Source organism: Zwartia lucis, from assembly GCF_965234455.1.
Taxonomy (GTDB): domain Bacteria; phylum Pseudomonadota; class Gammaproteobacteria; order Burkholderiales; family Burkholderiaceae_B; genus Zwartia; species Zwartia lucis.
The window spans coordinates 1,185,697-1,210,901 of the sequence record NZ_OZ248472.1; the positions used below are offsets into that span (position 1 = coordinate 1,185,697).

Here is a 25,205-nt window from a genome sequence, read left to right on the forward strand (position 1 = left end):
TTTTACTCAGCGTCGTTTACTGTATTCTTTTCGCAGTGACGACGCTGTTTGGTTGTTGCTGAATAGAACCGTGTATTGTGTTCGTTCCAACTTCGCCGACAAAACGCATAAGCTTGCCGTCGGTATCGAGATATTCAAAGTTTATGCGCGATCCTCGAAGCCCACCCTCGATGCGTTGTATGTTTTTTTCTGTCAACGCTAACTGTGCATCGAATTTTTGATTCTTTTGAACAATATTCAATTGCGCATTTTCAAAACCGGGAAGTCCCGTCACTGACCATTTGCCTTCGACTCTTGCGGGAATAATCCAAAAGTATCCAGAAGACTCACCGTTGGTCAGAACAACTTCATCCGGGATCCATGCGCCCATCGCAAAAGTGTTGGAAACAACACGTGTACCGGGCTTCATCTTCAAAAGAGTTGGCATAAGTTTGATATTAAGATCAGTTAGGAGATAAAGCGTGACAACAGTAGCGTTTGAGAAGTCTTCCTTGAAAATATCACCCGTCACGATCGTGACCCGATCGCTTACGCCTGCTTGTTGAGCGTTTCGTCTCGCAAGTGCAGCCATATCCGGGTTGTATTCAATTCCAACAGCTCTGGCGCCAAAGTGACGTGCCGCTTCGATAGGTATTTTTCCATCGCCTGCACCCAGATCGTAGACAAGATCAACCGAGGTGACTCGAGCTGTTTCTAGCATTTTTGTCACGATCGCGTTTGGAGTCGGCATCCACATCACGTCTTTGCCGCGTTGAGCCATAAGGGGTTGATACTGATCCGTGCCAGCATGTTGCGTGGTGCATCCAGCGGCAAGGCTCATCATCAGCGCAGCGATTATGCCTACACCTCGAAAGGGTAAGCGCGGGAAGGATCTCAGAAGGGGCTCTTTAGACACAGTGATCATTTAAAAATTGATTAAAAAAAACAGGCATCCCTGTTCGCGGGGATGCCTGTTTGATAGATGAAGCGCGTTAAGCAGCTAAATACTTACTTTTGAGCCGCGTTGGAGTCCTCTACTACTTTTTTCCATTTAGCGGTTTCCTTAGCCATGAACTCTGCGAAGTACTCAGGTGTCTTGCCAACAGGATCCGCACCCGCAATGATAAAACGCTGCTCAAGGTTCGGCATGACAGCGTTAACTTCTTTGTTTAGCCTGTCAATGATTGCCTGAGGAGTGCCTTTAGGTGCCAGTAGACCAAACCATGAGCCAGAAGAGTAGCCGGGAAAGCCATTCTCGGCGATCGTTGGAACGTCGGGCATGGAGCGTGAACGCTCTAGGCTGGATACGGCGATCGGGATCAGTTTGCCAGCTTTGATGGGTGTAATGACCGAAGGAATTGTTGCGAACATAAAGTCAGTGCGACCCGCTAACAAGTCATTCAATGCTTCGGCACCTTTGTAAGGAATATGTTGTGCGTCGACACCGATACGCTGCATCAACATAAAGCTCGACAAGTGCGCGGACGTACCGACACCTGTCGAGGCGTAATTCAGCTTGCCAGGGTTAGCTTTGACCCAGGCTTCGAAATCCTTGAAGTTTTTGATCCCTTTATCAGGATTGACGACCAACACGTTAGGAACGTCGGCGACCAAAATAATGGGTACCAAATCCTTGAGGGGATCGTAGGCTAGCTTTTGCAAGGAGGGGTTGATCGTCAAGGGACCGACTGAGGCCATCAAAATGCTGTAACCATCGGGAGCCGCTTTGACAATATCAGCAGTTCCAATATTGCCGCCCGCACCGGGTTTATTTTCAACGATGAAATTGGCACCCTTCATGCGGCTGGGCAATTCGTTGGCGATCGCGCGTGCGATAACGTCTGTTGTACCGCCAGCGGTGAAACCCACCATGATTTTGACGGGACGGTCTGGGTAATTAGCGGCTGTTTGTGCCTGGGCGGAAAGGGTTGCGCCCACAGAAAGCATACCAAGTGCGAAGGCCGAAGCGTAGCGTTTAAGTTTGGCGTTGATCAAAAGGATCTCCTAAGTGCCTGATTTGTTTGAAAAGCGCATGAGTATTTGAATCATCCAATGCCGAGTATACGTGAGGATAAGGCACCATTTAAGAGGTTTTTTTAGCTGAAATGGTGATGGATGGATCGCCTTTCACGGATCCCTTGATCATATTGTTTTCAACGCTACCAACAAAGCTTCTCAGCACACCCGTTTGATCTCGGTATTCAAAACTGATTTGATCGCCGTTCAGTCTGCCCTTGATCGAGATACTGTTCGTCCTACCTGGGACTTCAAGCGTACCTGTGATTTCTTGATATTGCTGCAAGATGCTCAAACGCAAAGAATGGCTGTTTGATAAACCTGGTAGACCAGAGATTGTCCAGCTACCTTCGACTTTGGCGGGCACGATCCATAGATAACCCATATGGCCGCTATCGCTTTGCACGGTCTGATCGGCCGTCCAATTGCCCATCGTGAAGGTGTTGGAGACCACACGTGTCCCGGGTTTCATAGCAAGAATCGTGGGCCTTAACCTGATGTTGAGCGCAGGTAGGAGATAGAGCGTCACAACGGTGGCTTTGGAAAAGTCTTCTTTGAAAATATCCCCAGTGATGATGCTGACCTTGTTGGATACGCCGGCAAGTTGGACATTTTTTCTCGCGTAATCAGCCATATCGGGGTTGAACTCGATACCGATCGCGGTTGCATTAAATTGCTTTGCCGCTAGGATCGCGATTTTCCCATCACCTGCGCCGAGATCGTAGACGAGGTCATTTTTCGTGACGTTTGCACTCTTGAGCATGCGCTCTGCAAGGCCTGTCGGTGTCGGTATCCAGATGACATCTTTGCCTTCTTGAGCAATGGTGGGTTTGTATTCATTGGCGACAGGTGCCACTGTCCCGCAACCGATTAAAACGAATGTCAGCAATAGAGCGGGTATGGCGTTCAGTGTAGATCGACGTGAGTGCATAGCTTGGTATCCTGTTGGCAGTTTAAGCGGTGACAAATCTAAGTTCTTGAGAGGGGATGCGCAAATGAATCTGAGCACCTATTTGCAGAGGTGATGCTCCACGCGCGTGAGGAATGTCTGCTTTGACCATTGCTTGACCGACGCGGACTTCGTAGCGAATGAATTCCCCTAAAAACTCCGAATCCACAATCTCACCTTTCAGTGCGAGGTTATTTTGTAAATCAGTTTCAGCATTTTCGACAAAACGTACCGCGTGCGGTCGGAAAGCCAAATCCATGTCGGTGCTTTGCAGTTCAAGGCCTTTTGGTAGTGTCAGCATCCCGAGAGTCGCAGAGTCAAACCGTAGATGATCGCCTTCGGTGATGAATCGACCAGCAAACAGATTGACTGAGCCTACGAATTGGGCGACAAAGCGATTAACAGGAAAATCAAACAGCTCCATTGGCGAGCCCACTTGTTGAATCACGCCTTGATCCATGACGGCGATGCGATGACAGGTTGTCAGCGCTTCTTCTTGATCGTGTGTGACGAAAATAGTGGTGATGCCAAGACGGCGCTGCAACTGAACAAGCTCCTGGCGTGTCTGTGTGCGAAGTTTGGCATCGAGGTTTGAAAGTGGTTCGTCAAGCAGCAAAACCTGCGGTTCGATCGCAAGTGTTCTCGCGATTGCCACACGCTGTTGTTGACCACCTGAAAGTTGACCGGGCCGACGGTTCGCGAGCTCACCCATATCGACGAGTTCTAGCGCGCTGGCGACTTTGGTGCGAATCTCGGCGCGGGGAAGTTTGCGCGCTTCTAGGCCAAATGCGACGTTTTGCGCCACAGTCATATGGGGCCACAGTGCGTAGTTTTGAAACACCATGCCAACGTTTCGCAACCATGGCTGCGTGCCCGTCACGTCTTTGCCATCGATCAGCAGCTCGCCACGTTGGTGTTGATTGAAACCTGCGATCAAACGCAAAAGCGTGGATTTGCCTGAACCTGACGGACCAAGCAGCGCAAAGAACTCACCTGGTTGAATCGTCAGGGTGATGTCTTTGAGTACCGCAGTGGAGCCAAACGACAACGCGATATTTTTTATCTCGATACCAACCGATTTCATGTTCGATTTCCAACGTTTTGGTGGGGTGTGGCGGTTGCAGCCAAGCGATGCGTGATGTAAGTGCCGAGCGCGACGATCGATATCGCAACCACGCTCAGCGCGGCGCCTGGACCGCGTCCCGCGATCGACTGAAAATACAAGTAGATGCCATAAGACATTGGGGCTAAGCTTTCCCTACTTGTGAGCAAGATCGTTTCTGATATCTCAGCTGCAGCCGTGATAAAGCTGGTGACAAAGCCTGCGAGAAGACCTCCCATCATTAATGGAATGACGATTTTACGAATCGTGCGCCAGCGACCCGCACCGACGTTTTCAGCAGCCTCTTCGAGAGCAGGGTGCACTTGAGTCAGTGCAGCCATACAGGAGCGAAGCGCGTAGGGCAGTCTTCGTACAGAGTAAGCAATGACAAAAATCACCCAGCTCGCAGTGAGTGCTCCTGCGCCAAACGGTAACTCGATCCCGCGAAATGCGCGTAGATAACCGATGCCGAGCACAAGGCCGGGCATGGCCAACGCAACGGTCACGAGATGATCCAAAATTTGACGACCAGGAATCGTTGTACGGATCACAATGTAGGCGATGGCGCCACCGATGATGATGTCGATAAAGGCTGCTAGTCCGCAATACAGAATAGTGTTCCAGATCATTTGCTTTGCGTCGGTAAAGATTGTCGCGTAATGGACAAGCGTGAATTGCTCTGGCAGAACGCTAAAGCTCCACACCTTAAAAAGCGACATCAACAAAATGCCGAGGTGAGGCGACAGCACCAACATCAGGATGCCGAAGATCCAACCGTAAGCCAAGGCCGTTTGCCAGCCAGTGAGTTTGCGTTTGGGCGCTTGGGCGCCACCACGCGATACCAACGCGTAATCGCGACGTTTTACAAACCACCAGGAGCCCGCCATGGCTGCGATCGAAAATAAAACCAAGATGACGCAGATCACATAGCCGATGGGGTCTTCGATACCGATCGAAGTCACGCGCAGATAGGCTTGCGGCGCGAGCATATTGGTGACGTTCAGGACGAGCGGGGTACCCAGGTCGTCAAACACTTTGATGAAGACCAAGGACGCGCCCGCGATATAGCCGGGGAGGGCAAGCGGGAAAATAACTTTTCTAAAAAGACGCCAGCCTGAGGCCCCCAAGTTTTGGCCTGCTTCTTCCATCGAAGAATCGATCGTCGCCAGTGAGGCGGAAAGGTTGAGCAAAATAAATGGAAAATAGTGAAGCGTTTCAACAAAAATAATACCTTTTAATCCTTCCATGACAGGAATACTGAAGCCGAAATTGTCCATTAGGATCAAGTTGACCGCGCCAGAGCGACCAAAAATCAGCTGCAAAGCGGCCGCGCCCACGAAGGCGGGCATGACTAAGGGCAAGACACCAAGGGTTTGAATCAGGACCGCACCGCGAAACTGAAACCGCATGGTCAGATAGGCGAGTGGAATGGCGATCATGGTAGCCCAGAAAACGGTCATACCAGCGACGAAAAGACTGTTCGCAAAGGACTCACGCATCAGTGAGATTTCGGCGAAGGCCAAAAAGTGCGTCAGCGTGAAGCCGCCATGACCATCGCTAAAGGCCGTGTAGACGACCGTCAGAATCGGACCGATTAAAAATACAAATAAAAATAAGACGATTGCGATTGCGATCGCGATCAGACCGGGGTGATTACGCTTCACGTTTGTCATGCACCTTTAAAAAGGCCCCGAAGGGCCTTGTCTGACTTATTTCGCCGAGTTGGCGAGTGTGATGGCACGAGCGTAATTGGCTTTCGCTCGGCTCGCCCATTCTTCTTCAATCTTGGCTTTAGCGCGCGTGGCGTCGGCATCGGCTTTTTTAGCTTTGAATAAGGCGAGTAGTTGTGGGTCTTTGATTTGCGTTTCATCCACCGCTGGAGAAAACGCGAGCTTACGCGCTTCGTCGAGTTGGGCGCTTGGGCGTCCGGCAAGGCGTTTTTCAGCGTCTTGAATCGCTTTGGTCGCCGCGACAAGCTCTTTGTGGCGGAAGGTGATCATCTGATCAAACAGAGAACGCACCACTAAGTAGCGAGACTCAGAGAGTTGCGAATCAAAATTAACTTTTGCTTGGATTTTGCCGCTAAAAGGGTTGGGGTAGTCAGCAGGTGCTTGCTTGTAGATGGCTGGCAGCACGGGCAGGCGACTGATATCTTTTTGAAGAAGTAATTTTTGTCCTTCCTCGGAAAGGGTAAAGTCAATAAAGCGTTTGCCGGCTTCGGAGGACTTGGCGCCTTCGATCAAGGCAATGTTAGCAGGAACGATCGAGGTGACGGAGGGGTAAACAAAATCGACAGGCATGCCGGAATTTTTGGCGGCAAGTCCAAAGAAGTCGATCACCAGACCGATACCGAACTGGCCATTGGATACACCGTCTGGCACGCCAAAGCTACGCTCGGTAATCGCGGCGCAGTTGCCGCCGATCATCAACACTTGTTCCCAGCCTTTAGTCCAGCCTTCGCCTTGCAAAATGGTTTCAACGGTTAGATGGGTCGTACCAGAACGTGATGGGCTCGAAATGGCGAGGTGACTAAAGTAAACCGGTTTGACTAAATCAGCCCATTCCTTTGGAGCGGGAAGTTTATTGGCCTTCATGTAGCGGGTGTTCCACATCATGCCGTAGCCAGCCAGAGCTTGGCCTCGGTAAAAGCCTTTTGGGTCATTGACGGGGTAGTTGCCAACTTTGGCGGGAATGTCAGGATTCCCAGGACCAATGTTGACCAGTAACTTTTGCCCTGAGAGCACCTCAAAAGCATCAGGTGCCGAGGCCCAGAAAATCTCAGGGCGCGAACCGGCAGGTTGTTCTCGGACGTATGCAATGCCAGCCGAGGTGTTTTTGTTCAGAATCTCGACTGTGTCATTCGGGTATTTCGCCTCGTATGCCTTTTTATAAGCAGCAGTGAGCTCTTTGGGAAACGATGTCACGACTGAAATCGTGTCGGCCTGAGCGGCGAGCGGAGCAAACAGGGCGATGAGGGCGGCCGCGATCGCAGTGCGAGCGAAAGAGAATTGCATAGTTGCCTCGTAGTTGATGGTGCAGGTAAAAAATAATCAATTTTGCGTCTAGAAAGCTTAACAGGGCAGTTCTATTTTAAGGAGCAAATGTAAGAATTGGCGTATTCCAAGGGGCGTATTGAGAATTATTGACAATCATTCTAACGTCTTGCCAATCTAAAAGGAGCATTCAATTCATGGATAAGGCAGACTTTACGCGGTATCAAGACCTCATTGTGTCGACCGCGACGGACCTCGGTATCAAGGTGTTAGCGGCGATCGCTTTTTGGGTGATCGGTCGTTGGCTGATCGGTACGGCTGTTTCGCTGGTCCGACGCTCGCTCGAAAAGCAAAAAATGGATCCCACTGTTTTGCGCTATGTGGGTTCGATCATCACGGTGACGCTCAATGTGTTGTTGGTGATTGGTATTTTGGGATACTTTGGTATCCAAACGACGACATTCGCCGCCTTGATCGCAGCCGCTGGCGTGGCAATCGGCGTGGCATGGTCGGGTTTGTTGGCAAACTTCGCCGCTGGTGCATTCATGGTGGTGTTGCGTCCGCTCAAGGTCGGTGATTTCGTGATGGTGGCGGGTGTCACAGGCACGGTCACAGAGTTGGGTTTGTTTACCACGACAATTAATACACCTGACAATGTCCAGGTCATGGTGGGCAACAACAAGGTGTTTGCCGACAATATTCAAAACTTTAGTCACAACGCGTATCGCCGTGTGGATTTAAAGTGTCAGTTGTCGGGAGCGGCAGATCACAATGCTGCGATGCAGGTTTTACGTGAAAAGATTGCTGCGATTCCTAATGTGCTTGCAGAACCTGGTGTCGTGGTCGAGATTTTGGATTTCAGTCCAATGGGACCAATCTTGGCGGTGCGTCCGTTTTGCAGCAACGACAATTATTGGCAGGTTTACTTTGACACGAATCGCGTGATTCGTGAAAGCTTGATAGAGGCTGGATTCCCAGCGCCTATGCCTGCGCAAACGGTGTTTGTTTCCCAGCAGAATTAAGTGGTTTTAGTGTTTTGGTTCTTTTTGAGATTTGAAAACTGGAGTGTTTGATTTTGCTCAGCAAAATTCAAACACCCCTTTCGTCACCTCACCTCAATGCTTTTAAATCTAAAACCTAAACAATCAACCTAACTCTTTAGAAACAATCTCAGCCCCCGCCACAAGCGCTTGTAGCTTAGCATTGGCCACTGCACGAGAGAGAGGCACCATCCCGCAGTTGGTACAGCCATACAAATGCTCAGGTTTCACAAACTTTAAAGCTCGACGCAACACATCTGCGACTTGTTCTGGCGTCTCGATCGTGTTGGTGGCCACATCAATCGCACCGACCAACACATCCTTGCCACGCAACAATTCAATCAAATCCATCGGCACGCGAGAATTTTGACACTCTAAACTGACTTGATTGATCGTGCTCTGCGCCAACAGAGGAAAGATTTTTTCGTATTGACGCCATTCGTCGCCCAAGCTTTGTTTCCACTTGATATTGGCTTCAATGCCATAGCCATAGCAAATGTGGACGGCGCTCTTGCAGGCTAAGCCTTGCGCAGCGCGTTCGAGAGTCTTGACACCCCAGTCGCGGACCTCGTCAAAATAAACGTTGAAAGCAGGCTCGTCGAACTGCACAATATCGACGCCGACAGCCGCTAATTCTTTGGCCTCTTCGTTCAAGATTTCGGCAAAAGTCCAAGCCAGTTTTTCACGGCTGTGGTAGTAGTCATCATAGAGCGTGTCGATCATGGTCATGGGGCCAGGAAGCGTAAATTTGATCGGACCATTTGTCAGCATACGAAGGCGCTTGGCATCTTCGACAAAGACGGGGCCACCGCGACTGACGCGATCCACCACGACTGGGACGGCCGCGTCATAACGGTTACGAATACGCACTGTTTTACGGTTGACGAAATCGACACCTTTTAAGCTATCGATGAAAGTCGTCACAAAGTGCTGGCGAGTTTGTTCACCATCACCAATCACCGTAATGCCAGCACGCAATTGATCATCAACCGATAAGCGCATCGCGTCGACTTTCGCTTGCGCGAGTGCTTCGCCCTCCAGCTGCCATGGCGCCCAGAGCTTTTCAGGTTCAGCGAGCCATGCGGGTTTGGGGAGGCTGCCAGCGATGGTGGTGTTGATTTTTTTAGACATGATGTGGTGTAAGTAAAAGGATGAAGTGAATGTAAAAGAGGGGGAGGACGGACATTTTCTCGATTAGACAATAAGTTGAACGCTCATGCTTGAAAATCAATGGCTCTGGCACGCAGTTGTATATCGGCTCTCAGTGCTGACTTGAGAATTTTATGTGTTGGCGTCAACGGTAGTTCATCCAAAAAACTCACAAAACGGGGCACTTTGACAGCGGTCAGGCGCTCCCGGCACCATTCAACGATGTCTTGCTCTGTGAGCGTGACCCCATGTTTTTTTACCGCAGCAATTAGAATCTCGTCTTCGCCGAGTTCAGAGGGTACCGCGATCGCTGCGACCTGATAGATACCAGGCAGCTCTCCAATCACCATTTCTAGTTCGGCAGCGGCGATATTTTCACCTCGTCGACGAATGATGTCTTTTTTGCGAGAGAGATGATAGTAGTAGCCGTCTTCGTCATATCTCACCAGATCTCCCGTTTTGAGCCAACCTTCATGAAATGCTTGTTGGGTTTGTTCTGGATCGCGAAAATAGCCTTGCATCGCAATGGGTGTTTTGACCCAAAGCTCACCGGCTACGCCTGCCACGACATCGTTGCCGCCATCGTCAACGACACGGCAGGTGGCCCAAGGGCGGTTAGGGTCTGGGTGTTTGCCCGGCAATCCCATGCTGCCAGGTTTGTCAGAGCCCTCCCAAGGGTTGCAGGTGACTCCTGGGATTTCAGTCATGCCAAAACCTGAAAAGAGTTTATGAATGCCGAATTCTTGCCGAAAAATAGGTGCTGCGCCTTTGCGCACGCCGTAAGCGACTCGCAGCTTGTGATCAGCACGATATTCACTGCGATCGCGCGCGCACAAAATTGAGCCGATCGCTTCGATGATGTTGACGACAGTGGCACCGTGATCGGCGGCGATCTGCCAGAAATTTGAAGCTGAGAAGCGAGGCGTCAGAATCATGCAACTACCGCTTGCCAATACACCGCTCAAAGAATAAAAAACAGCATTTATATGAAAGAAGGGTAGGATGATCAGGACGCGATCTTCGGGTTGTAGGTGCAGACGTTCGACATTGGCCTCGCCAGCGGTCACCAAATTGAACTGGCTGTGCATGACACCTTTTGGAAAGCCTGTGGTGCCCGAGGTATAAATAATGATGCAGGTATCGCTGGGTTGACCCTGTGGGGATTGCTGCGGCGCACAAGATCGCTCGATGACACCAGACAAAGAGTCGGCGAACTCGATGGGTGCGTCAAGCTTGAGCACCCAAGGTGCGCCATGAGCGGTTTTCAACGCGATTTCAACGACTGGCATGGCTGCAACATCTGCGATCACGCCGCACACCTCTGCGTGCGTGAAGACATAACTCGTTTCACGTTCACCAAAGTCTGGATTGACCGGCACCATAATGGCGCCCAAGTAGGCGAGCGCAAACAGCGTCAGCGCATGTGCGGCATCATTGCGTCCCATGATCGCGACACGCATACCGTGACGCACGCCACGTTGGTGGAGTGCCTGTGCAAGTTTTTTATATTTTTGATCGAATTCAGACCAAGAGAGCGTATTTCCGTCTTTGATAATGAAAGGCGCATCGCCTTTGACCGCTAAACGACTTGCAAAGGCATCGTGCAAGCTGCCATTGTGAGGACGAAAGGTGTTGAGGACGGCGAGCGGTGTTTTCATTTTGGTGTAAAGACTTCGTTGTGTTCTGGTCAGCAGTTGCGTAAGCTTATTACAGATTGTGTAGACGCTAATCGTCAAAACCAATATCTGAATACGTATTAGGAGATAAGAATGTATCGAAAGGTCTCGGCTTTACTTTGCGGCATGTTGCTGGTTTGTAGTGCAGCTAATGCAAGTCCAGCGAGTAACTATCCCGAACGCCCCATCCGCATTGTGGTGCCCTTTGTCGCAGGCGGCGGCGGTGATTTCATTGCCAGGGCATGGTCTGACAAGTTTTCCGAGACGCTCAAACAACCTGTGATTATTGAAAATCGAGGGGGTGGCAATACCGTTGTGGGAACCGAGCTTGTGGCTAAGGCCGCACCTGATGGCTACACGCTCTTGTTGGTCAGTCCGACGATTTCTACAAATCCGACCTTGCTGCCGAATCTCCCCTATAAAACGCCAGAGGCTTTTGCGCCTGTGGGTCAGGTGATTACCTATGCGATGGGTGTCGCAGTGAATAGCGGTCTGCCAATCAATAACGTGGCTGAACTCGTGGCGTTTGCCAAGAAAAATCCAGGCAAGCTCACCACCGCGACCTCAGGTGAGGGCTCAGCGACCGATTTGGCCGCAGAGCTTTTCATGGCGGCAACAGGCACAACAATTACTAAGATTCCTTACAAGGGTGCAGGACAAAGCGCTCTTGATGTCGCAAGTGGACACGTGGATATGTTGTTTACTGGCATGTCTCAGCTCAAGCCTCATATCGATAGCAAGCGGATCAAGTTGATCGCGACTTCTGGTGCTGAGCGCCTAAAGTCAGCCCCCGACACGCCGACCATCGCAGAGCAAGGCTATCCTGGCTTTGACGCCGTCGTGTGGTGGGGCGTGTTTGCGCCGGCTGGCACACCCAAGGAGATTGTTGCCAAGATCAATGAAGCGCTTCGCGTGAGCTTGGCGCAACCTGAGGTCGAGAAACGTCTGGCGGTGATTGATGGTGTAGTGGCCGTGTCCTCTCCCGCTGCGTTTGAAACTTTTCTTAAAAATGAAATTGCGACTTGGAGCAAACTGCTCAGGCCATCAGATTCGAACAAAGAAAAAAAATAATCTGAGAATGAATCATCTTAGTAAATGGGTCAGGGGCGTTACAGAAGGCAAGGTTCTAAAGTGACGCACTGACTCGCGAATCTGTTGGATTTTTTTTGAATCGAGTCCTGACAGTGGCATGAGGTGGTTAAATTTACTGTCCACTTCATCCCACGTCACACCCGTTGGCCCAGAGCCCCGGGCTGCTCGGCAGGTATTTGAAATTTTCCGACCGTCTTTAAGTGTAATGATCACCGTGCCGCCGTGACGGTGGGTAAAGCGATCTGGCAGTGGTGCAGGATGTGGATCGAAAACAACCTTATCTTGTAACGCGGCAATTTTAGGATCCATCATGGATTCTTTATTAATGTGCTTCCAAGTAAAGCCCCGATCCACGATGGCTGCAGCAACAAAATACACAACACTATGTGCGGCAGAAATCAAATCCGTCGGATGGTGTGGTGCCATCCAGTCTTTCATTTGTGCGGCTGAAATCATCACCTCTTTGATCTCCTCCGGATGTACGTTGCCCTCAATCGCTGCATTCGCAGCGGCCTCGGCAACAGCATGAAAAGGGTGGGCGCCCGGCATGAGCTTGATTGCCATATCGGTGCAGATATCCCATGTCTCACCAAAGTCTTTGGTGATGTCTTCGATGGCTGTGCCGCCTAAGGCACTTAGAAAGCCTCTCGGCGCATCAAGAATAGCGGTCTCTGATTTGAAGCCACGTTTTGCGGCCAAGGCAGCTTGAATGCCAGAGCTTGCCGCCATACCGGCGTGATATTCACGGGCACAACTGGTGTCGGCAGCGATGGCCATGCCGCCGATCGACGTGGCTGCAATGGCAATGGCCTGGGTCATTTGCTCTTCGTTGAGTTCAAGCAGTTTGCCGACTGCGACTGCGCCACCAAAGACAGTTGAAAAACTGCCGTGAAAGCCGTTTTTCATGCGGCCTGGCGTGAGGGACTCGTCAATGCGACCTGCGATTTCGTACCCCACCACCATGGCCTCAAGTACTTGCATGCCGGAGGCGCCCGTATGCTCGGCCATGGCAATCGAGGCGGTCGAAATAATCGTACCAATGTGAGCGATGCTACGCATATCGCTATCATCAGAAGCGGCAGCATCGCTCGCGACGGCATTGACTTTGGCTGCCGCAGTGACGGGAAGTTTTTGATTTTTAAACCAAACCGTTGATTGTGCGGCACCGCCATCGTCTAAGGCCAGCTCTCTGATAATCCTAGCGGAGTCGATTTCAGTACCGGCGGCGACGCTTGCAAGGGTACTGGAAATACACATCTCGGCGCGCTCGAGCGCAAGAGGGGGAAGATCCACTATGTGAGTTTGCACGGCAAAGCGTGCCAGTGTGCTGGCGATCGTCATGTTTGTCCTTCGTTTTATTTGTTAGGATGATAGGCTAGCTGTGATAATCACACACTGCAAGATAAAAAATAACTAAATCACGAGACTGAATCAAGGATGTCGTTATGAATACCTCGCAATTACTGTGTGCGAACGTCCATGAAAATCGCTGGGAAAATATCACCCAAACTGTTCGTCACGAAGCCAAGCGTTCACTGCTCAACTATTTTGCAGTGGGTTTTGCCGGGGCACATGATCCTACAATTGAAAAACTCGTCGCGACCTACACGTCATTTTCTGCGAATCAACGTGCCTCCATCATTGGACGTTCGGAGCGCACGGACATGCTGAATGCTGCAGCGCTCAATGCGATGAGTGCCAATGTGTTTGATTATGACGATACACATCTGCGGACGGTGATCCATCCAACCGCCCCTATCGCCGCAGCCTTGCTCGCCTATGCCGAAGTCAACCGTGTCTCTGGTCGTGACTTTCTTCAGGCCTTGATTCTTGGTATGGAGGTTGAGTGCCGAGTGGGTAACGCAATCTCCCCCTATCACTACAATCGAGGATGGCATATTACGTCGACCTGTGGGGCTTTGGGCGCGGCGATTGCGATCGGTTGGTTGTTGCGGTTGACGCCTACTCAGCTGAACTGGGCCTTAGGTGGTGCAGCCAATCAAGCCTGCGGGATCGTTGAGACTCTGGGCACAATGGCCAAGAGCCTGAGTGTAGGCAACGCGGCGCGCAACGGAATGTTGTCAGCTTTATTAGCCGCTCAAAATTTTGATGGTCCGCTGGCGCCGCTTGATGGTGTGCGGGGGTTTCTGAATGTGATGGGCGAAAAGCCCGCGCTCGCGGGTATCAATGACCAGTTTGGTGACCATTGGGAGATGGCGCTCAACACTTACAAGCCATACCCCTGCGGCATTGTGCTCAATCCGGTCATCGAAGCGTGTTTGCAATTGTCCGCGCGTAAAGAGGCTGTACACAATCTTTTGCAACGTTTGCAAAGCGTGGAAGTGACTGGACAAAAACTTTTGCGTGACCGTACCGACCGTCCGGGTGTGCAGACTGGCCGAGAATCACAGGTGAGCGCGCAGCACGCAGTTTCTGTGTCGCTCTTGAAGGGACGCGCAGGACTCGCGGAGTTTAGCGATGCAGCGGTTCAGGATCCTGCCAACAGAGCGCTTGGTGAAAAGCTTAGATTCACCGTGGACGACACCTTTTCTATTGATGCGGCTAAAGTGACTTTGCATTTTGTTTCAGAGCCCTCTGTGACAGTCGTGGTCGAACAGGCAAGGGGATCGACAGGTCGGCCACTCACCGATCAGGATCTTGAAAACAAGCTTAAAACATTGAGTGAGCAAGCCAATACAGGCTGTGATCAAGAGGCTCTGATTCGAGCAGTGTGGGCAATTGAATCACTTGACGATGTCGGCGCCTTGATGACGCTTGCACGTCAGTCTTGAGAGGGTATACACAATGGAATCAAATAATATGAAAGCGGCGTCCGTTGTCCATTTTATTGGTGTGGGAGCGATGGGGGGACCCATGGCACAGCGCCTGCTTGAGGGAGGACACACGGTACGTGTGTTTGACACCAACGCACAACGCGTCGAAGCCTTTAGCGCTCAACATGGCAAGCAGACTGCGCTGACAGCCGATCAGCTCGGTGCGGGTGCCGACTATGTGGTGATGATTTTGCCTAACAGCGGCGTCGTAGAAGAGGTCCTGTTCGGTAAAAATGGTTTAGTGAGACGTTTAAAAAAGAATACGATGATTATCGACATGACCTCTGGGCAGCCAGAAATGACCTTGTCGATGGGCGAGCGACTGGCCGCATTGGATATTTTGTTTATTGACGCCCCAGTGTCTGGTGCGGTGCCTCGGGCACAAAATGGCACGCTCACCATCATGACGGGAGGTGAGGCGGCTGTCATTGATCAAGCTGAACCACTGTTGTCACGCATGGGGACTGTCACACGGACGGGTGCACTCGGGTCTGGCCACGCGATGAAGGCACTCAATAATTTAGTGTCTTGTGCGGGTTACCTCATTGGCATCGAGGCATTAATCATTGGTTCGAAATTTGGTTTAGATCCCAATACCATGGTCGATGTGCTAAACAGTTCGACTGGAATGAACAACAGTACTCAGAAAAAATTTAAGCAGTATGTTTTGTCCAGAAAATTTGATTCTGGTTTTCCCCTACATATGATGGTCAAGGACATCGCCATTGCGATGGGGCTCGCCAGAAATCTTGGTGTACCGTCTCCTTTTGGTCATTTGTGTTTGGATCTCTGGAGTGGCGCAAAGGGGGTATTAGGGCCCAATGTAGATCACACAGAAGTCGCGCGGCTCAGTGAGCAGCTCGCAGGTTGGCAAATACCGGAGTCGGAATCTTGAGTCGAGGTGTTGAGTCGGGATGTTGATTTTGAAATTGATTCTCGCGCATTTCTCATAATTCCTCTATAAAGTAAAAAACTTATCCCTAGGAGACCATCATGAAAAAAGTAATTTATGCACTCACACTCTCTGCGCTGTCGGTATTGCCATTAGCCGTTAAGGCAGACGTCACAGAGCTCAAAGTGCCACTCGGTGCAGGCGGCTTTGGATTTTTGCCGTTGCACATCATGAAACAGCACAATCTCATTGAAAAGCACGCGCAAAAGCTTGGTCACACCATGAAGGTGAACTGGTCCAATATCGGTGGCCCCTCTGCCATGATTGATGCGTTGCTGTCTGGTTCTGCACATTTCATCGCAGCGGGCCCACCATCATTTTTGATTTTGTGGGATCGCACCAAGGGCAATGCGAACGTCAAGGGTGTGGCCGCAATGAGTTCAATGCCGATGAACCTCAATACCAATGCCGCACACCTTAAGTCGATTGATGATCTGCGGCCAACCGACAAGATCGCAGTGACATCAGTGAAGTCATCGATCCCTTCGATCATCATGCAAATGTATGCTGTTCAAAAATACGGAAAGGATCAAGCCTTCCGTTTTGATCCGTTTACCGTCACGATGAATCACGGCGATGCCGCTGCCGCACTATTGTCTGGGAGTGGTGGCATCACTGGACATTACGCTTCGGCCCCGCTGGATCAGCTTGAAAGAAAATCCCCCGGTGTGCGTTCAATCATGAACACAGATCAGGTGATGGGCGGCTCGACTACTTTTACAATGATCTCTGCCCGTTCGGATTTTCAACAGAAAAATCCTAAAGTCTATGCCGCTTTTGTGAGTGCACTGAAAGAAGCGCAGGAAATGATTGCAAAAGACAAAGGTGCGGCGGCGGATACCTTGATCGCCTCAATGGGCGGCTCGAGCAAGTGGTCCAGAGATGACATGATTGGCTTGCTCAACGATCCGTCGATCAAATACACCACTAAGCCTGAAAACGTCATGAAGTACGCAAACTTCATGAACCAGATTGGTTCACTTAAAAATAATCCAAAATCGATTGATGAGTTGTTTTTTGCGGGTTCTGATGTGGCTGGCGGAAACTAAGAATGGATTCGTCAGTGTTATCTGCGTCCACCCAAGCGCCTTTGCTGTCCGTTCAGGGTGTGACGCTTCGCTATCGTACGAAAGAGCACCTCGTGACGGCAACGTATCGGGTCAGCTTTGATGTACTCAAGTCTGACCGGTATGTGATCTTGGGACCCTCTGGCTGTGGGAAGTCTACGTTGTTAAAGGCTGTCGGCGGGTTTTTAAATCCCGTCGAAGGTCAAATCAAATTAAACAATGTCGAAATCCACAAGCCCGGTCCGGATCGTGTGATGGTGTTTCAAGAGTTCGATCAGCTCTTACCCTGGAAAACGGTCAAGCAAAACGTGGTGTTTGCTTTGACTTCAAGTGGCAAGCTCGGGCGTAAAGAAGCCCAAGAGCGTGCCATGCATTACATCGATAAGGTCAATTTGACGGACTTTGCCGATAGCCTACCTCATACGCTTTCAGGTGGGATGAAGCAACGCGTTGCCATTGCGCGGGGCATGGCGATGGAGCCAGAGATTTTGCTAATGGACGAACCCTTTGCAGCACTCGATGCCTTGACAAGGGGAAAGATGCAAGAGGAGCTTTTACAGCTTTGGGAGGATACGAAGTTCACTGTTTTATTTGTGACGCATTCGATTCCTGAAGCGGTCCGTATCGGTAGCAGGATCTTGTTACTGAGCCCTCACCCAGGTCAGGTGCGTGCTGAGTTGAATTGCCACGGGATTGATACGCTGAGTCCTACAGGACAGCCCTTGGCAAAACACATCGAAGAATTGCTTTTTCACGATCACGAAAGGATTGCACATGCGTGAGCACACGATAGAAAGCGCTCAGAGCGTACGCCTAGAAAGAATTAGTGAAATCGAGCTGACGGGTTTTGGTGTCATTGAAAAGCCACTCAGTACGATTGAGCGCTTGATGACCAATGGCTTACTGCGAAAGACTCTTGTATTAATGTTTTTAGCGGGGATCTGGGAGGTCTATGCAGTGTGGTTGAATAACCCGCTCTTGTTTCCCACTTTTTCTGCGACGGTACAGGCTTTTTTCGCTGGCTTGATCTCTGGCAAGATCATCTTGGCGACGTGGTCCTCTATCACTGTACTGCTGCAAGGCTATGCTGTGGGGCTTGCGATTGCGGCACTCTTTACCGCGTTTGCCAGTGCCACCCAAATTGGTTCTGACATTCTGGAGACGCTGACCTCGATGTTTAATCCCTTACCTTCCATTGCCTTGTTGCCGTTGGCAATGATTTGGTTTGGGCTAGGTGAGGGCAGCATTATCTTTGTGTTGATTCATGCCGTGCTTTGGGCTGTGGCACTCAACACCCATGCTGGCTTCAAGGCGGTGAGTCCCACTTGGCGCATGGTGGGTAAAAATTATGGCCTGTCTAATATTGCCTATGTCACCAAGATCCTGATTCCAGGTGCTTTTCCAAGCATTTTGACTGGTATGAAAATTGGCTGGGCATTTGCGTGGCGTACGTTGATCGCAGCCGAGTTGGTGTTCGGTGCGAGCTCGGGCTCAGGGGGCTTGGGTTGGTATATCTTTCAAAATAAAAATATGTTGGACATTCCGAATGTATTTGCCGGGCTGTTGACGGTCATTATTTTCGGTTTACTCGTTGAAAATTTAATTTTTAAAACAGTTGAAAAGAAAACGATTAACCGCTGGGGAATGCAATCCTGACTGTTAGTTGAATGATCGAATTAATTTTTGGAGACAACCATGAAAAAAATATTAGCCTTACTGGCAGTGTGTTTGGGTATTGCAGCACCTGTTTGGGCGGATTCAGCTTTTAATCCAACCAAGCCAGTCAAGATTGTTGTGCCCTTCCCACCTGGTGGCGGCACAGACGCTGTGTCACGGATTCTTGCAGAAAAGTTAAGCCAGCTTTGGAAGCAACAAGTCATTGTTGAAAATCGCGCAGGTGCCCAAGGCAACATAGGAACGGCCTATGGGGCTAAAGCACCTCCAGACGGCTATACGATTGTGCTCGCACACCAAGGGGCTTTCACTGTCAATCCACATATTTACAAAGATCCTGGTTTTGATCCGATCAAGGATTTCACTCCTATTACGCGTGGTACACAGCAACCCTTTGTTTTGGTCGCCAACCCAGGTTTGAATGTTAAGAATCTTAAAGAATTTATCGCTCTGGCAAAAACACAGCCCGGCAAGTTGTCCTTCGGCTCAAGCGCTTCGGGACCTCAATTGACCGGCGAGATGTTCAAGGCGGTGACGGGCATCGATATGATGCATGTGGCTTACAAGGGTGCTGGTCCAGGTATCGTGGATGTGCTCGCGGGCCATATCAACTTGTTTGTCGCGAATCCGACTTCTGTTGCGCCCCATATACGTGCTGGTAAGCTCGTAGGTCTGGTGATGTTTGGACCTGAGGGTGTCTCGGTGCTGCCAGATACCCCGACTGCGGCGCAAGCAGGTTTTCCTGAGCTAGGAAAAATGCCTGAATGGTATGGCTACGCTGTTCCGGCGGCTACGCCTGCCAGGATTGTTGAGCAGCTTAATAAGGATCTGACCACGGCCTTAAAAGACCCCGCTGTCAAAGCACGTTTGGATGGTTTGGGACTCAATGCTTCTCCCAGTACCTCCAAGGAATTTGCGGATCAAATCCAGCGCGATCTGACGGCTACTAAGGATCTTGTCGCAAAATCCGGGATGACTGCGCAGTAAATCTAAGTGGTATTGATTGTCTAAGGAATTGGAAATGCTCAAAGGTAAAGCAGCGCTTGTCACAGGTTCGAGTGGTGGTATTGGTTTAGCGATCGCTCAGGAGTTGGCGGCTGCGGGGTGCCATGTTGTACTGCATGGTCTCGAGGATCCAAGTGTCGTGGTCGACCAGCTTGCTAGCCTTCGAGCGCACGGTGTGACGGCTGCGTACCACCAAAAGGACTTACAAAACCCCAAGGAGATCGAGGCACTTGCGGCACGCGTTCTTGAGCAGTTTGGTTGCGTGGATATTTTGGTCAATAACGCGGTCACGCGACATTTTTCACCGATAGAGGCTTTTCCTGCTGAGCGCTGGGATCAGGCTCTGGCCGTCAATCTCAGTGCACCTTTTCATTTCGTCAAAGCCTTTTTGCCAGGTATGCGCCAAGCGGGTTGGGGGCGTGTGATCAACATGACTTCAGTCTATGGATCACGCGGTACGCCTAATCGTATTGATTATGTCACCACAAAAAGTGCCTTGATTGGCATGACCCGTGCGATTGCCGCTGAGGTGGTGGGTCAAAACATTACCTGCAATGCTTTATGTCCGGGTTCTGTCCTGACCCCAAATATCGAGAGTCGAATCCGCGCCTTGATGCAGGAAAAAAATCTCGATTGGGATGTTGCGACGGCAGAGTTTTTGCAAGGCAAGCAACCTGGCGGAAAATTAATTCCAGCCAAGCACCTGGCAGAGTTGGCCTTGTTTTTATGCACACTTGCCGGTGGACAGATGAATGGTGCGGTGCTGCCGATGGAAAATGGCTGGTTAGCGCTGTAAATTAGCGCCTTAAGTGAGCGCTCTAATACTGCAGCCCTTCAGTCATATATCCATCGGTCAGCATCGATTAAAGCTTATTTGACCGTCTTCAAACCCTGAGCGAACAGGGCTTTTTGTTCTTCTAAAAATTTTGCATACTCTTTTGGTCCGAGCACTTTGATTTCAGCACCTAGGACATCAAGGTTAGCCGTGATTTGAGGACCGTATTTGGCGATTGCCTTTTGAGCGGCGCCGTATATAGCGTCAATCACTTCTTTCGGTGTGCCTTTTGGCGCCAGAATGCCATACAGGCCCGCGCTACTTGTTTTGTAGCCGAGTTCCTTCAGTGTCGGGACGTTTGGAAAGGCTTTCAGGCGTGTGTCCCCAAACACAGCAAGTGGCCGCAGTGTGCCGGCAGCGATATGAACCTGCGCGGGTCCCACAGCTGTCGATGCTAGTACCACATGCCCACCCAGTAATGCAGTGATGGCTGGACCACTACCTTGAAAGGGAATGTGATTCCATTTGACGCCTGCTTCACTTGCGAAAATTTCAGCGAGCAAGTGCGTGATACCCATTGCGCCAGACGTTCCATAGGTGACTTTGTCGGGATTTTGCTTTGAGTAGGCCACCAACTCTTTCAAGGAAGTGATGGGTGATTTGCCCGAGCCCACAATCATGAACCCACCCTCTGAGAGTGCAGCGATTGGCTCGAAGGATTCTGTGGAATATTTGACGTCTTTATTTGCAAGCGGCACGACAACAATTGAGCCGGGCGAGGTGCCAACAAGCGTATAGCCATCAGGTGCGCTTCCCGCGACGAAACCTGCTCCAACGGCCCCGCCTGCGCCTGGTTTGTAATTGAGGATAAATTGGTTAGGTAAGAACTCTCCCATGCGATCCAAAAAGGGACGCAGCATTTTGTCTGTGTCACCCGGGGCAAAAGGGATGACCACTTGAACGGGTTTGTTGGGAAAAGCCTGCGCGACAGCTTGTGTGGACAGGCTCAGTCCCGCGACACAGGAAATAGCGGCTGCGAAAATAGATAGGTGTTTCTTGATCGACATTGTTGAGGTCTCCGAATGTTTTTATTTAAATCGTGCCTAAGCTTGAGCATGCCTGTTCTGTGACAGTATTTAGCACCGCTCCATGATACGACTTTCCAGAATCAAAATGCCGATCTAAGTGGCTTTATCAGGTATTCTGCAGAAAATATTCACGATATGAAGGATGACAGAAAATGACGCTGACGCTATGGCGCTGGATAGACCGCAATATCCTGGAGCTTGGACGGGAATTGCGCTTGTCCTATTTGCCGCCGCTGATGGTCTATATGGCTGCGGGCATTTCTAGTTTGACAGGGATTGTCGGTACTTTTTTCGTCAAGGACTACCTCAACCTCTCCGTTGCCTTTTTAGCCGCTTTAAGCTTTTGGATCGTGATCCCTTGGTCGCTCAAAATGGTGCTTGGCCACCTCATTGATTTGCTATGGCGATGGAAGCGGGCCTTGCTGTTTCTCGGTGCGTCCTTGATTGCGGCAAGTTTATTGATCATGGTGGGGTTGATCGGCAGCCGTGAAGCGATGGCTGCCTTTATGCCTGTTGAGAGTTGGTATGTGTTGAGTGCCTTACTCGCGCCAATTGGTTATGTGTTGCAAGACGCAGTCGCGGATGCGATGACCGTTGAGGCGGTGCCCCGCGTGGATGAGGCGGGTCAACCCATTGATCCTGAGCGTCGAAAGCTGATGCACACCACCATGCAGACACTGGGGCGTGTCGCAATTATCGGTGGCTCTGTGTTTGTTGCAGTGATCAATTTATATGTCTTTGCAGGTGTGCAGCAACTCGACGAAGCGCAGAAAGTAGAAAAATATCTGCAGGTTTATCTGATCTCAATGTCCATTCCCTTGATTTCTGTCTTGGGTGTGATCTTGGCATCGATCTTGCAAGCACGTGCACATAAAAAATTATTAGCACGTGGAATGACGGCAGAACACGCACACACCCTTCTTTCAGGCGATATTGAAGTCACCAAGCCAAACTGGATGATTTTGGGTGGAAGCTTAGTCTTTGTTGTCTTTACGATGACGATGGGCTTGACGCAAGTACCCTATGGGCAGGAAATTATTTTTCTTGGTTCGATGGCGATCGTGACTTTTTTAATTGTCAGGTTAACGCGTGATCTCGATCCCCAGGCACGGTCGACCTTGGTCGGTACCGCGATTGTGATCTTTGTGTTTCGTGCAATCCCAAGTCCCGGGCCAGGTGTGACATGGTGGATGATTGATGACTTAAAGTTCGATCAACATTTTTTTTCGATGCTGTCGCTGATTGCCGGCACCCTATCTCTGCTTGGTATGTTTATTTTTCGACGTTTCATGGCGGAACGTTCGATTGCCTATGTCGTGGGGACGTTGACCTTATTTGGAACAGTTCTGTCATTGCCCACACTGGGTATGTATTATGGCTTACATCAATGGACAAGCGCGATGACTGGGGGCGTTGTGGATGCGCGCTTCATTGCGTTGGTGGATGCCGCGCTCGAATCACCACTCGGACAGGTCGCCATGATTCCGATGCTGGCTTGGATTGCACGCTCAGCACCAGAAAATCTCAAGGCAACATATTTTGCGGTGATGGCATCGTTTACCAATCTCGCGTTGTCACTCAGCCAACTCGGCACGAAATATCTCAATCAAATCTTTACTGTGACGCGTGAGGTCCGTAATCCCGCGACTGGCATTGTTGAAGTCGCAGCCAACTATTCCAGCCTCGGCTCGATGTTAACAATTTCAATTTTGATCGGTCTGAGTCTGCCGTTTTTAGCTATTGCTTTTGTCAAGCTCACGCGCCTCAGGACTGCCTAATTGAAAGTGTCATCTTTTTAAAAGATTAATTCTTGGCAATTCTTTTTGGCGTGAGTGCTGCAAAATCTTGTGCATAGCCACGTAGTTTCTTTTGGAGATATTTCTTTTGTTCAGAGTTGGCGATATTGAGGATCTCTGCAGTTGCCTGCGCCCACTCTAGTCGTAACGTGTCTCGTTGATCGCTCAACATGGATTCACGGTAGCGACTGAGGCTTTGCAAATAGTCCTCAAAAGCTTGTTGCGCTTGTGCAGGTGGCGCATCGCGCTGAGTCTGGATCAGTTCAAGCAACGCTTGCTGCCGTAATGTTCTCTCTGTATGCCAAGCATTGATGATGGGTGCCCGCTTGTCTGACACAGTGATTAAAATATTTCTCTGCTGTGTGCTCAAGGTGCCGAGCCAATCTTCAAAACGTTTGATCAGTCGTGCATGACGTTTTTTGATATTGGAAGGACTCTCTGGATTTTTGAGAAAGTCAGAAAAATACTCTTCGTTGCCCTCTTTAAACTTTGACTGAAGCTGTTTAATTTGTTGCGGCCCGAAGGTCACAAGAAGAGGAGCAAGCTGGAACGCTGTCCGTGTTCCGAGAGCTTGTAATTGCTGTTCGATTGTTTCTTGTATGACTAAAACTTCTTGGCCTGTGAAGGGCTCAGGCTTGGATAGACGGTTCGCCCACTGATTGAGGGTCGAGGTGTAGCGCGGTAAATTTTCGTCGTGCCACGCTGCAAATGTCGCCAATTCCTGATCCAGTAGTGCCTGCTGTTTTTCGTCAAGATTCAGGTATGAGTTTGCACGGTACGCGATGAGTCCGGGCGCATAGTTATAGGCCAGCTGTAAAGAACTGCAGGCAGTCATGACTAAGGTTGCGACAACAATCACACTCGATTTCAGGAGTCGCATCAGGGAATTTGAGGCACGCATCAGTGTTGCCAGCTAGTATTGATGATTAATTTTGCCACTGAATGGCTTTTTTTCAACAGATCACACGGAGCGGAGTAGGTGATATGGACGCTTTTTATGCGGATCATTTTGTTTTGCCTCTGCCAGAGGGGCATCGTTTCCCGATGTCTAAGTATCGCTTGCTGCGCGATGGAGTGGCAGGGGCGACTGGCTTGCAGTTGTGCGAGGCTCCCGCGGCGACTGATACGCAGTTACTGTTAGCCCACGACCCCGTTTATGTTCAAAAGGTTGTGACCGGGACCCTTGAGGCCAAGGAACAGCGTGAAATCGGTTTCCCTTGGACACCAGGCATGGTTGAGCGCTCACGTCGCTCTGTCGGTGCGACCATCGCCGCGTGTCAGTCAGCCATGCGCGACGGAATCGCCGTCAATCTTGCCGGTGGTACGCATCATGCCTATCGGGACAAGGGGAGTGGCTTTTGCGTTTTTAATGACGCAGCTGTGGCCGCTCGCGTCATGCAGCGAGCATCAGATCGCAGTTTAAAGATAGCCGTGATTGATCTGGATGTGCATCAGGGTAATGGTACAGCCGCAATTTTTAAAAATGACCCTAGCGTTTTCACCCTGTCTTTGCATGGCGATAAAAATTTTCCTTTTAGAAAAGAACCCAGCGATTTGGACGTTCCTCTGGCGGACGGTGTATCCGACGAAGTCTACATCGAGGCCTTGGACGGGGCGCTTGCGCGGCTCAGCTCGCTTTTCGAGCCGCAGTTATTGATCTATCTTGCAGGAGCGGATCCACATGAAGGTGATCGACTGGGCCGTCTGAAGCTGACAACGGCGGGGATGCTGGCTCGCGATCGGATGATGTTTGACTATGCCAGACGATTGAACATACCCGTTGCGGTCAGCATGGCGGGTGGCTATGGGATCAATATTGAAACGACGGTCACTGTTCACCGCCAGACTGTGCTTCAGGCGCTTGATTTCAGTCATTCTCTCCACAAAGCGCCGTTCTCGTTTGTGTCTTGATCTTCATCAATGTTTTTCAAGAACGAACGGGGTTAGAATTCAATGAGCAACGCAAGAAAAAATGCCGCTGTTTGACAGCACTTTATCAATGATTTGAAGGACGATTC

The 25,205-nt window shown here is 50.4% G+C and carries 22 protein-coding genes; 11 read left to right on the forward strand and 11 right to left on the reverse strand.

Going from position 1 to position 25,205, the window contains the following annotated elements; all coding sequences use genetic code 11:
• Nucleotides 1-16 precede the first annotated feature (16 nt).
• The 6 genes from AC8GE9_RS05615 to AC8GE9_RS05640 all read right to left on the reverse strand — a co-directional run bounded on the left by AC8GE9_RS05615 (nt 17) and on the right by AC8GE9_RS05640 (nt 7,060).
• Nucleotides 17-823: a class I SAM-dependent methyltransferase gene (locus AC8GE9_RS05615; protein ID WP_506676128.1), complete on the reverse strand. Its 807-nt coding sequence runs from the start codon at nt 821-823 to the stop codon at nt 17-19.
• Nucleotides 824-987: 164 nt separating this feature from the next.
• Nucleotides 988-1,974, reverse strand: coding sequence for a Bug family tripartite tricarboxylate transporter substrate binding protein (locus AC8GE9_RS05620; protein WP_506676129.1), 987 nt, complete (start codon nt 1,972-1,974; stop codon nt 988-990).
• A gap of 88 nt (nt 1,975-2,062) precedes the next feature.
• Nucleotides 2,063-2,926 carry a methyltransferase domain-containing protein gene (locus AC8GE9_RS05625; RefSeq protein WP_506676130.1) on the reverse strand — a complete coding sequence of 288 codons (864 nt, stop codon included), beginning with the start codon at nt 2,924-2,926 and terminating at the stop codon, nt 2,063-2,065.
• 22 nt (nt 2,927-2,948) lie between these two features.
• Nucleotides 2,949-4,028 carry an ABC transporter ATP-binding protein gene (locus AC8GE9_RS05630; RefSeq protein ID WP_506676131.1) on the reverse strand — a complete coding sequence of 360 codons (1,080 nt, stop codon included), beginning with the start codon at nt 4,026-4,028 and terminating at the stop codon, nt 2,949-2,951.
• The gene (locus AC8GE9_RS05635) at nt 4,025-5,719 is read right to left on the reverse strand and encodes an ABC transporter permease (protein WP_506676132.1); all 1,695 of its coding nucleotides are present in this window, start codon (nt 5,717-5,719) and stop codon (nt 4,025-4,027) included. The genes AC8GE9_RS05630 and AC8GE9_RS05635 overlap by 4 nt, the downstream gene beginning before the upstream one ends.
• 36 nt (nt 5,720-5,755) lie before the next feature.
• Nucleotides 5,756-7,060, reverse strand: a complete 1,305-nt coding sequence (locus AC8GE9_RS05640) for an ABC transporter substrate-binding protein (RefSeq protein ID WP_506676133.1) — start codon at nt 7,058-7,060, stop codon at nt 5,756-5,758.
• A gap of 176 nt (nt 7,061-7,236) precedes the next feature.
• On the opposite strand from AC8GE9_RS05640, the gene AC8GE9_RS05645 reads away from it, so the two are divergent.
• Nucleotides 7,237-8,061: a mechanosensitive ion channel family protein gene (locus AC8GE9_RS05645; RefSeq protein WP_506676134.1), complete on the forward strand. Its 825-nt coding sequence runs from the start codon at nt 7,237-7,239 to the stop codon at nt 8,059-8,061.
• A gap of 123 nt (nt 8,062-8,184) precedes the next feature.
• On the opposite strand, the gene AC8GE9_RS05650 is transcribed toward AC8GE9_RS05645, so the two are convergent.
• Nucleotides 8,185-9,210, reverse strand: coding sequence for a methionine synthase (locus tag AC8GE9_RS05650; RefSeq protein ID WP_506676135.1), 1,026 nt, complete (start codon nt 9,208-9,210; stop codon nt 8,185-8,187).
• An 83-nt stretch (nt 9,211-9,293) separates the two neighbouring features.
• Nucleotides 9,294-10,886 (reverse strand): class I adenylate-forming enzyme family protein, encoded by a 1,593-nt coding sequence (locus tag AC8GE9_RS05655; RefSeq protein WP_506676136.1) that lies wholly within the window; start codon nt 10,884-10,886, stop codon nt 9,294-9,296.
• Between the two features lie 111 nt (nt 10,887-10,997).
• Between AC8GE9_RS05655 and AC8GE9_RS05660 the strand changes: the two genes are divergently transcribed.
• Nucleotides 10,998-11,975 (forward strand): Bug family tripartite tricarboxylate transporter substrate binding protein, encoded by a 978-nt coding sequence (locus AC8GE9_RS05660; RefSeq protein WP_506676137.1) that lies wholly within the window; start codon nt 10,998-11,000, stop codon nt 11,973-11,975.
• Nucleotides 11,976-11,987: 12 nt separating this feature from the next.
• On the opposite strand, the gene AC8GE9_RS05665 is transcribed toward AC8GE9_RS05660, so the two are convergent.
• Nucleotides 11,988-13,337 (reverse strand): MmgE/PrpD family protein, encoded by a 1,350-nt coding sequence (locus tag AC8GE9_RS05665; RefSeq protein WP_506676138.1) that lies wholly within the window; start codon nt 13,335-13,337, stop codon nt 11,988-11,990.
• A gap of 104 nt (nt 13,338-13,441) precedes the next feature.
• Here AC8GE9_RS05665 and AC8GE9_RS05670 point away from each other — a divergent pair, with 104 nt between their 5' ends.
• The 7 genes from AC8GE9_RS05670 (at nt 13,442) to AC8GE9_RS05700 (ending at nt 20,324) form a co-directional block, all read left to right on the forward strand.
• The gene (locus AC8GE9_RS05670; protein ID WP_506676139.1) at nt 13,442-14,788 is read left to right on the forward strand and encodes an MmgE/PrpD family protein; all 1,347 of its coding nucleotides are present in this window, start codon (nt 13,442-13,444) and stop codon (nt 14,786-14,788) included.
• Nucleotides 14,789-14,801: 13 nt separating this feature from the next.
• Nucleotides 14,802-15,725 (forward strand): NAD(P)-dependent oxidoreductase, encoded by a 924-nt coding sequence (locus tag AC8GE9_RS05675; RefSeq protein WP_506676140.1) that lies wholly within the window; start codon nt 14,802-14,804, stop codon nt 15,723-15,725.
• A 98-nt stretch (nt 15,726-15,823) separates the two neighbouring features.
• Nucleotides 15,824-16,831, forward strand: coding sequence for an ABC transporter substrate-binding protein (locus tag AC8GE9_RS05680; protein WP_506676141.1), 1,008 nt, complete (start codon nt 15,824-15,826; stop codon nt 16,829-16,831).
• A 2-nt stretch (nt 16,832-16,833) separates the two neighbouring features.
• Nucleotides 16,834-17,631: an ABC transporter ATP-binding protein gene (locus AC8GE9_RS05685; protein WP_506676142.1), complete on the forward strand. Its 798-nt coding sequence runs from the start codon at nt 16,834-16,836 to the stop codon at nt 17,629-17,631.
• Nucleotides 17,624-18,505 (forward strand): ABC transporter permease, encoded by an 882-nt coding sequence (locus AC8GE9_RS05690; RefSeq protein ID WP_506676143.1) that lies wholly within the window; start codon nt 17,624-17,626, stop codon nt 18,503-18,505. Before AC8GE9_RS05685 ends, AC8GE9_RS05690 begins: the two co-directional genes overlap by 8 nt.
• Before the next feature lie 39 nt (nt 18,506-18,544).
• On the forward strand, nt 18,545-19,510 hold the full coding sequence (locus AC8GE9_RS05695) for a Bug family tripartite tricarboxylate transporter substrate binding protein (RefSeq protein ID WP_506676144.1): 966 nt from the start codon (nt 18,545-18,547) through the stop codon (nt 19,508-19,510).
• Between the two features lie 34 nt (nt 19,511-19,544).
• A complete protein-coding gene (locus AC8GE9_RS05700) occupies nt 19,545-20,324 on the forward strand; it encodes an SDR family NAD(P)-dependent oxidoreductase (protein ID WP_506676145.1) in 780 nt (259 codons plus the stop codon).
• Nucleotides 20,325-20,398: 74 nt separating this feature from the next.
• Here the strand turns inward: AC8GE9_RS05700 and AC8GE9_RS05705 are convergent, their stop codons facing one another.
• Complete coding sequence (locus AC8GE9_RS05705; RefSeq protein WP_506676146.1) at nt 20,399-21,370, reverse strand: Bug family tripartite tricarboxylate transporter substrate binding protein; 972 nt, start codon at nt 21,368-21,370, stop codon at nt 20,399-20,401.
• A 173-nt stretch (nt 21,371-21,543) separates the two neighbouring features.
• Here AC8GE9_RS05705 and AC8GE9_RS05710 point away from each other — a divergent pair, with 173 nt between their 5' ends.
• Complete coding sequence (locus AC8GE9_RS05710; RefSeq protein ID WP_506676147.1) at nt 21,544-23,169, forward strand: MFS transporter; 1,626 nt, start codon at nt 21,544-21,546, stop codon at nt 23,167-23,169.
• Between the two features lie 25 nt (nt 23,170-23,194).
• On the opposite strand, the gene AC8GE9_RS05715 is transcribed toward AC8GE9_RS05710, so the two are convergent.
• Nucleotides 23,195-24,088, reverse strand: coding sequence for a DUF6279 family lipoprotein (locus tag AC8GE9_RS05715; protein ID WP_506676148.1), 894 nt, complete (start codon nt 24,086-24,088; stop codon nt 23,195-23,197).
• 83 nt (nt 24,089-24,171) lie between these two features.
• On the opposite strand from AC8GE9_RS05715, the gene AC8GE9_RS05720 reads away from it, so the two are divergent.
• Nucleotides 24,172-25,098: a histone deacetylase family protein gene (locus tag AC8GE9_RS05720; protein ID WP_506676149.1), complete on the forward strand. Its 927-nt coding sequence runs from the start codon at nt 24,172-24,174 to the stop codon at nt 25,096-25,098.
• Nucleotides 25,099-25,205 lie beyond the last annotated feature (107 nt).